General features: G+C 49.1%; 8 protein-coding genes. All 8 read right to left on the bottom strand.

Going from position 1 to position 8,260, the window contains the following annotated elements; translation table 11 throughout:
• Positions 1-67: 67 nt before the first annotated feature.
• Positions 68-4,096, bottom strand: a complete 4,029-nt coding sequence (gene rpoB, locus HGO41_RS24285; protein WP_250981569.1) for a DNA-directed RNA polymerase subunit beta — start codon at positions 4,094-4,096, stop codon at positions 68-70.
• 332 nt (positions 4,097-4,428) lie between these two features.
• Entirely contained in the window at positions 4,429-4,794 is a 366-nt protein-coding gene (gene rplL, locus HGO41_RS24290) for a 50S ribosomal protein L7/L12 (RefSeq protein ID WP_013577410.1), read from the bottom strand.
• A 66-nt stretch (positions 4,795-4,860) separates the two neighbouring features.
• Positions 4,861-5,358 carry a 50S ribosomal protein L10 gene (rplJ, locus tag HGO41_RS24295; protein ID WP_013577411.1) on the bottom strand — a complete coding sequence of 166 codons (498 nt, stop codon included), beginning with the start codon at positions 5,356-5,358 and terminating at the stop codon, positions 4,861-4,863.
• Positions 5,359-5,695: 337 nt separating this feature from the next.
• Positions 5,696-6,400 carry a 50S ribosomal protein L1 gene (gene rplA, locus HGO41_RS24300; protein WP_013577412.1) on the bottom strand — a complete coding sequence of 235 codons (705 nt, stop codon included), beginning with the start codon at positions 6,398-6,400 and terminating at the stop codon, positions 5,696-5,698.
• Between the two features lie 3 nt (positions 6,401-6,403).
• Complete coding sequence (gene rplK / locus HGO41_RS24305; RefSeq protein ID WP_013577413.1) at positions 6,404-6,832, bottom strand: 50S ribosomal protein L11; 429 nt, start codon at positions 6,830-6,832, stop codon at positions 6,404-6,406.
• Between the two features lie 178 nt (positions 6,833-7,010).
• On the bottom strand, positions 7,011-7,556 hold the full coding sequence (gene nusG, locus HGO41_RS24310) for a transcription termination/antitermination protein NusG (protein WP_013577414.1): 546 nt from the start codon (positions 7,554-7,556) through the stop codon (positions 7,011-7,013).
• Positions 7,556-7,939 carry a preprotein translocase subunit SecE gene (gene secE, locus HGO41_RS24315; protein WP_013577415.1) on the bottom strand — a complete coding sequence of 128 codons (384 nt, stop codon included), beginning with the start codon at positions 7,937-7,939 and terminating at the stop codon, positions 7,556-7,558. The genes nusG and secE overlap by 1 nt, the downstream gene beginning before the upstream one ends.
• Before the next feature lie 253 nt (positions 7,940-8,192).
• Positions 8,193-8,260, bottom strand: a 68-nt coding sequence (locus HGO41_RS25890; protein WP_130634147.1) for an EF-Tu C-terminal domain-related protein, incomplete at its 5' end; no start/stop codon positions are given.

Raw genomic sequence — 8,260 nt, forward strand, 5'->3', positions numbered from 1 at the left:
CTGTTAGGCACCTGGTCTGTATTGATTAACAGGCAGGTGCCCCTGTGATCAGTGCGAATTCGAGTACTTACTCGTCTTCCAGCTCGATGTTGATACCCAGAGAACGGATTTCTTTCAACAGTACGTTGAAGGATTCCGGCATGCCTGGTTCCATACGATGATCGCCATCTACGATGTTTTTATACATCTTAGTACGGCCATTCACGTCATCGGACTTAACAGTCAGCATTTCCTGCAGGGTATATGCGGCACCATATGCTTCCAGTGCCCACACTTCCATCTCACCGAAGCGCTGACCACCGAACTGAGCTTTACCACCCAGCGGCTGCTGAGTAACAAGGCTGTAAGAACCGGTAGAACGCGCGTGCATCTTATCGTCAACAAGGTGGTTCAGTTTCAGCATGTACATGTAGCCGACGGTAACCTGACGCTCGAATTGCTCGCCGGTACGGCCGTCAAACAGTGTGATCTGACCAGAGGTTGGGATTCCGCCCATTTCAAGCAGTTGCTTGATCTCTGTCTCTTTCGCACCGTCGAAGACTGGTGTCGCGATTGGCATACCTTTTTTCAGGTTCTCAGCCAGACGCAATACTTCGTCATCGGTAAAGGTGGTCAGATCCACTTTCTGACGTACGTCGTCGCCCAGATCATAGGCACGCTGGATGAACTCGCGCAGCTTAGAAACTTCTTCCTGTTTCTTCAGCATGGCATTGATTTTTTCACCAATACCTTTCGCGGCCATACCCAGGTGGGTTTCCAAAATCTGACCAATGTTCATACGTGATGGAACGCCCAGCGGGTTCAGTACGATATCAACAGGAGTCCCGTTTTCATCGTAAGGCATATCTTCGATCGGGTTGATCTTGGAGATAACACCTTTGTTACCGTGGCGGCCTGCCATTTTGTCACCAGGCTGGATTTGACGTTTAACGGCCAAATACACTTTAACGATTTTCAGCACACCTGGTGCCAGATCATCGCCCTGAGTGATTTTACGACGCTTAGCTTCGAGTTTTTTCTCAAACTCGGATTTCAGTTCGTCGTACTGTTCAGCAAGCTGTTCCAACTGATTCTGTTTGTCTTCGTCAGTCAGTGACAGTTCTAACCAACGATCGCGAGGCAATTTGCCCAGCTTGTCAGCTTCAACACCGCCAGCAACCAGCGCAGACTGGATACGTGCAAACAGACCGGCTTCCAGGATCTGCAGTTCTTCAGTCAGGTCTTTCTTCGCCTGCTTCAGCTGCATCTCTTCGATTTCCAACGCACGCTTGTCTTTTTCCACGCCATCGCGGGTGAAGACTTGCACGTCGATAACCGTACCGGACACGCCGTTTGGTACACGCAGAGAAGAGTCTTTAACGTCAGACGCTTTCTCACCGAAGATCGCACGCAGCAGTTTCTCTTCTGGCGTCAGCTGGGTTTCGCCTTTAGGCGTTACCTTACCCACCAGAATGTCACCACCGGTCACTTCAGCACCGATATAAACGATACCGGATTCATCCAGTTTGGAGAGCGCAGCTTCACCCACATTAGGGATGTCAGCGGTGATCTCTTCAGGCCCTAACTTGGTGTCACGGGACACACATGCCAGTTCCTGGATATGGATGGTCGTGAAGCGGTCTTCCTGCACAACACGTTCGGAGACCAAGATGGAGTCTTCGAAGTTGTAACCGTTCCAAGGCATGAACGCGACACGCATGTTCTGACCCAGAGCCAGTTCGCCAAGATCTGTAGACGGACCATCTGCCAGCACGTCGCCGCGCTCGATTGGCTCGCCCAGATTCACACACGGCATCTGGTTGATGCAGGTGTTCTGGTTAGAACGGGTGTATTTGGTCAGGTTATAAATGTCGATACCTGCTTCGCCCGGGTACATCTCTTCTTCGTTAACACGAATAACGATACGGGATGCATCCACGTACTGAACAATACCGCCACGTTTGGCTACGGCAGTCACACCGGAGTCAACCGCTACAGCACGTTCCATACCAGTACCAACCAGCGGCTTATCAGCGCGCAGAGTCGGAACTGCCTGACGTTGCATGTTCGCACCCATCAATGCACGGTTGGCGTCATCGTGTTCCAGGAATGGAATCAATGAAGCACCAACGGATACAACCTGTTGGGTGGAAACGTCCATGTAGTCAACCTGATCGCGGCTGAAGAGGCTTGATTCGCCTTTGCTACGACAAGTGACCAGGTCTTCAATGAAGCGCCCTTCTTCGTCCAGGTTGGAGTTCGCCTGAGCGATTACGAAGTTGCCTTCTTCAATGGCAGACAGATAGTTGATTTCATCAGTCACCAGACCATCACGCACGCGACGGTAAGGGGTTTCCAGGAAACCGTACTCATTGGTCTGTGCATAGACAGACAAGGAGTTGATCAGACCGATGTTTGGACCTTCTGGCGTTTCGATTGGACATACGCGACCGTAGTGAGTCGGGTGTACGTCTCGAACTTCAAAGCCAGCACGTTCGCGGGTCAAACCGCCCGGGCCCAATGCAGAGATACGACGCTTGAGCGTGATCTCGGACAACGGGTTGTTCTGGTCCATAAATTGTGACAACTGGCTTGAGCCGAAGAATTCTTTCACCGCAGCCGAAATCGGCTTAGCGTTGATCATATCCTGAGGCATCAGTGTGTCGAGGTCGCCCAGAGAAAGACGCTCTTTAACAGCACGCTCAACACGAACCAGACCAACACGGAATTGGTTTTCAGCCATTTCGCCGACGGAACGAATACGACGGTTGCCCAAGTGGTCGATATCATCCACTTCGCCCTGGCCGTTACGAATGCCGATCAGCTTTTTCATTACCTGAATGATGTCGTCTTTGCTCAGGATACCTGAACCTTCGATTTCATCACGCAACAGAGAACGGTTGAACTTCATACGACCTACAGCAGACAGGTCGTAACGATCTTCAGAGAAGAACAGGTTCTCAAACAGGCTTTCCGCCGCTTCACGCGTTGGTGGCTCACCAGGACGCATCATTCGGTAGATCTCAACCAGTGCGCTCAGGCGATCGCTGGTTGGGTCGACGCGAATGGTCTCGGACATGTACGCGCCATGATCGAGGTCATTGGTGAACAGCGTTTCAATGGTTTTGTGACCGGACTGGCTCAGTTTAGCAAGCAGGTCCAGAGACAATTCCATGTTAGCCGGGACGATCAGCTCACCGGTATTGGTGTCGATGTAGTCTTTAGAGACCACTTTCCCTGCGATGTATTCAACAGGAACTTCGATGCGCTGAATTTCGTCTTTTTCAAGCTGACGAATATGACGGGCAGTGATGCGGCGGCCTTTTTCTACATAGACTTTGCCGTCAGCTTCGATATCAAAGGAAGCTGTTTCACCACGCAGGCGCTCAGGTACCAGTTCCATCTGCAACTTGTTGTCGCGGATCTGGTAAGTCACCTTGTCAAAGAACAGGTCAAGGATCTGTTCAGTCGTGTAATTTAATGCACGCAGAATGATGGTCGCAGGCAATTTACGGCGACGGTCAATACGTACAAACAGGTTGTCTTTCGGATCAAACTCGAAATCTAACCATGAACCGCGGTAAGGGATGATACGTGCGTTATAAAGCACTTTACCCGATGAGTGGGTTTTACCCTTATCGCTGTCGAAGAATACGCCCGGACTACGGTGCAGCTGAGATACGATAACCCTCTCAGTACCGTTAATCACGAAGGTACCATTTTCGGTCATGAGCGGAATTTCGCCCATATAGACTTCTTGTTCCTTGATGTCTTTGACCGTACCTTCTGGTGCTTCACGTTCGTAGATTACCAGGCGCAGTTTTACGCGCAGTGGCGCGGAGAACGTCACACCACGGATCTGGCATTCTTTAACGTCGAATACAGGCTCACCAAGACGGTAGCTAACGTATTGCAGCTCAGAGTTACCGCTGTAGCTCTTGATAGGGAATACAGAACGGAATGCAGCTTCCAGACCGTACTGGCCTTCCGGATCTTGCTCGATAAACTTCTGGAACGAGTCAAGCTGGATAGAAAGGAGATATGGAATGTCCAAAACTTGTGGACGTTTACCAAAATCCTTACGAATGCGTTTTTTCTCGGTATAGGAGTAAACCATAGGGTTCCTCAGCTCGCTGATCAGTGACCCAATCTTGTCTGCCCTGAGAAGGACAGTTCATGCAACACCGTTTATGTCGACCGGAAAGCAGAAACGCTTCCCGCAATATCTGTTTTCTACCACTCTTAAATCATTTCGTTGTGCGTTATCTGTAGATGAGCTACAGCAAGAGGCAACAATATATTAAGGCGTCTATAGAAAGAGATATTAGAGTAGTTCAGTGCTCAAACAGTGTGAAACACCACTGACACTCTATAGCGCAAAAAGGCTGGTGACTAAAAAGTCACCAGCCATCAGCCTGTTAGGACAGGCTGCACTCCGGGAAGTTAAACTTACTTAACTTCAACAGAAGCACCAGCTTCTTCCAGAGATTTTTTCAGAGCTTCAGCGTCGTCTTTGCTGATGCCTTCTTTCAGAGCTGCTGGAGCAGACTCAACCAGATCTTTCGCTTCTTTCAGACCCAGGCCAGTCGCGGTGCGAACAGCTTTGATAACTGCAACTTTGTTCGCGCCAACAGCGGCCAGAACAACGTCGAACTCAGTTTTTTCTTCAACAGCTTCAGCAGCAGCAGCAGGACCTGCAACAGCAGCAGCAGCAGAAACGCCGAATTTTTCTTCCATAGCGGAGATCAGTTCAACGATTTCCATTACAGACAGAGCTGCAACGCCTTCAATGATTTGTTCTTTAGTGATTGACATTTCAAGTGTTCCTAGAATTCAGAAATAGTTTATACGTAAGCAAATGAACGAGATAAAAAAGGCTGATTAAGCAGCTTCTTTCTGATCGCGTACAGCAGCCAGAGTGCGAACCAATTTGCCTGCAGAGGCTTCTTTCATGGTTGCCATCAGGCGTGCGATTGCTTCTTCGTAAGTAGGCAGAGTTGCCAAGCGGTCAATTTGAGCCGCAGAGATAAACTCACCTTCAAAGGCCGCAGCTTTAACCTCAAATTTTGCATTCGCTTTAGCGAAATCTTTGAACAAACGGGCAGCAGCGCCTGGGTGTTCAGTAGAGAATGCAATCAAGGTTGGACCGACAAACGTGTCTTTCAGGCACTCAAACTGAGTACCTTCCACGACGCGACGCATCAAGGTGTTGCGAACAACACGCATGTAAACGCCAGCTTCACGACCTGCTTTACGCAGTTCAGTCATTTTATCTACAGTTACGCCACGAGAATCCGCAACAACCGCAGACAGCGCGCCTTTGGCTACTTCGATGACTTCAGCAACAATCGCTTGTTTGTCTTGAAGATTTAATGCCATTAGCTTTTTGCTCCTGGATTTAGCCGGGGAAAACCCCCGGAACTCACATCACTTGTCATCGAGAATCGATAACAAGCGTTCAAACACGGTGAGCAGAGAATCCAGCAAAGACAAATCTTAATTCTTTATAAAAAAGACAAAGAAATATTTTCTTCAGGCTCTGTCACCGTCTACGCAGGAAGGATTAAGCCCCTTTCAGGGCACCTGCGGTCTTGGACGGAGGTCTGGATAGGCCAGACTCCAACCGAAAAATCTTGGTTTCGCATTAACGAAACAACGGGCCATAGATTCTAGACAAATCTATCGCCCGCGTAAAGCGATAAACGTCAGCAGTTAATTAGCTAACTGTTGCGCTCAGGCCGCTTTGATCAACAGAAAGACCCGCACCCATGGTAGTGGACAGGCTTACTTTCTTGATGAAAACGCCTTTAGCCTGGGAAGGCTTCGCTTTTTTCAGAGCGACCAACAGAGCTTCCAGGTTTTCTTTCAGCTTGTCGGATTCGAAATCAACCTTACCGATAGTGGTATGGATGATGCCGTTTTTGTCGTTACGGTAACGAACCTGGCCTGCTTTAGCGTTCTTAACCGCTTCAGCAACGTTAGGCGTTACAGTACCAACTTTCGGGTTAGGCATCAGACCGCGTGGGCCCAGAACCTGACCTAATTGGCCAACAACGCGCATTGCATCTGGAGATGCGATAACAACGTCGAAGTTCATTTCGCCTTTTTTGATCAGGTCAGCCAGATCTTCCATACCTACCAGTTCAGCGCCTGCAGCTTTAGCAGCTTCAGCGTTTGCACCTTGGGTGAAGACGGCAACGCGAACAGAACGACCGGTGCCGTGTGGCAGTACGGTTGCGCCGCGAACGTTTTGATCTGATTTACGAGCGTCGATGCCGAGGTTAACAGCAACGTCAACGCTTTCTACGAATTTAGCAGTGGCCAGCTCTTTGAGCAGAGCAACGGCTTCGGTGATGTCATACTGTTTAGTAGCATCAACTTTGTCACGGATCACGCGCATGCGCTTGGTCAGCTTAGCCATTTATTAATCCTCCACTACCAGGCCCATGGAACGAGCAGTACCTTCGATGGAGCGAGTCATCGCTTCAACGTCAGAACCGGTCATGTCCGCAGCTTTGGTTTCTGCGATTTCACGAACCTGAGCACTCGTTACTTTACCCACTTTGTCTTTGTTCGGCTTGCCGGAACCAGACTTGATACCAGCCGCTTTCTTCAGCAGTACTGCTGCAGGAGGGGTTTTGGTAACGAAGGTGAAAGAACGGTCAGAATAAACAGTAATAACAACAGGAATTGGCAGGCCTTTTTCCATGCTATCAGTCTTAGCATTGAACGCCTTACAGAATTCCATGATGTTCACACCCTGCTGACCCAAAGCTGGACCAACTGGCGGACTTGGGTTTGCCATACCAGCTGCAACTTGCAACTTAACGTAGGCTTGTACTTTCTTGGCCATGGTAAATATCCTCGTTTGGGTGATATCGCCTGTTTGAAGAGGCTCCCCGTTATTTACAGTACTTTGTTCTTTGTAATTTATGTGCTGAGACTGCACATAAAAACAAAAGGCGCGAAATTATAGTTCAATTTCGCGCCTTGTACAACATCTGTTCTAATGAATGTTTAGAACGTTGTTGTTAGCCTTTTTCAACCTGACCGAAGTCCAGTTCAACCGGTGTTGCACGGCCAAAAATGGAAACAGACACTTTCAGGCGACTTTTCTCGTAATCAACTTCTTCGACCACACCATTGAAGTCCGCAAACGGACCGTCATTAACACGTACCAGTTCACCTGGTTCGAACAACGTTTTAGGACGTGGTTTATCACCCACTTGTTGCAGGCGATTCATGATCGCATCAACTTCTTTATCGCTGATTGGTGCAGGACGATCTGACGTTCCGCCAATGAAGCCCATAACACGAGGAACGCTGCGAACTAAGTGCCAGCTGGCGTCATTCATCACCATCTGTACCAGCACATAACCTGGGAAGAATTTACGTTCGCTTTTACGGCGCAGGCCACCACGAATCTCAACCACTTCTTCGGTTGGAACCATGACTTCACCAAACAGTTCTTCCATGTCATGTAATTTGATGTGCTCACGCAGCGATTGTGCTACGCGGCCTTCAAAGCCAGAAAACGCCTGAACGACGTACCAACGTTTTTTAGGTGCTTCAGACATTAGAACCTCAAGCCAGTAATGAAAGATACCAGGCGGACTAAAATACCATCCAGCCCCCACAGAATCAGTGACATAACGGCAGTTACCGCAGCAACGATCAGTGTGGTATGCAATGTTTCCTGGCGCGTTGGCCAAATGACTTTACGTACTTCAGTACGCGCTTCACGAGCAAACGCGACCGTCGCTTTGCCTTTAGTGGTCAGTAAAGCCACTGCGCCTGCAATTGCGATAATAACAACTACGGCTAACGCGCGTAACGGCAGGCTGTATGCACGGTAATAATAGTTACCGACAATAGCTACAACCAACAAAACGGCAACAATCAGCCACTTTACCGCTTCCAGGCCGCGCCCGCTCCCTTGAGCCTCGGTATTCGCACTCATAAACCAACCCGTCACAATGATTCAGAACAAACAACTTTGCCTCGCATTGCGAGGCAAACCAAACCGATCGATGCTCTACTTGAGCGCAATTCGGTGTTTTACGCTATATCTCAGAGCCTATCTCACCAGTGATTATGACGTATAAATCGCTGATGAGATAGGTTCTAGCGCCACAGCGTAGAAAAAAGGGCATCGAATGATGCCCTTTTAGTGTGTATTACGTCAACGAATAGTGACAAAAAACTATCAGCGATTAAGCGATAACTTTAGCAACAACACCAGCACCTACAGTACGGCCGCCTTCACGGATTGCGAAACGCA

The organism is Rahnella sp. CG8 (genome assembly GCF_023701875.1).
Classification (GTDB): Bacteria; Pseudomonadota; Gammaproteobacteria; order Enterobacterales; family Enterobacteriaceae; genus Rahnella; species Rahnella aceris.

What these genes read in the sequence shown, in the direction of transcription:
- secE (WP_013577415.1), bottom strand. Translation starts at nt 7,939, where the DNA reads ATGAGTGCGAATACCGAGGCTCAAGGGAGCGGGCGCGGCCTGGAAGCG.
- rplK (WP_013577413.1), bottom strand. Translation starts at nt 6,832, where the DNA reads ATGGCCAAGAAAGTACAAGCCTACGTTAAGTTGCAAGTTGCAGCTGGT.
- nusG (WP_013577414.1), bottom strand. Translation starts at nt 7,556, where the DNA reads ATGTCTGAAGCACCTAAAAAACGTTGGTACGTCGTTCAGGCGTTTTCT.
- rplJ (WP_013577411.1), bottom strand. Translation starts at nt 5,358, where the DNA reads ATGGCATTAAATCTTCAAGACAAACAAGCGATTGTTGCTGAAGTCATC.
- rpoB (WP_250981569.1), bottom strand. Translation starts at nt 4,096, where the DNA reads ATGGTTTACTCCTATACCGAGAAAAAACGCATTCGTAAGGATTTTGGT.
- rplL (WP_013577410.1), bottom strand. Translation starts at nt 4,794, where the DNA reads ATGTCAATCACTAAAGAACAAATCATTGAAGGCGTTGCAGCTCTGTCT.
- rplA (WP_013577412.1), bottom strand. Translation starts at nt 6,400, where the DNA reads ATGGCTAAGCTGACCAAGCGCATGCGCGTGATCCGTGACAAAGTTGAT.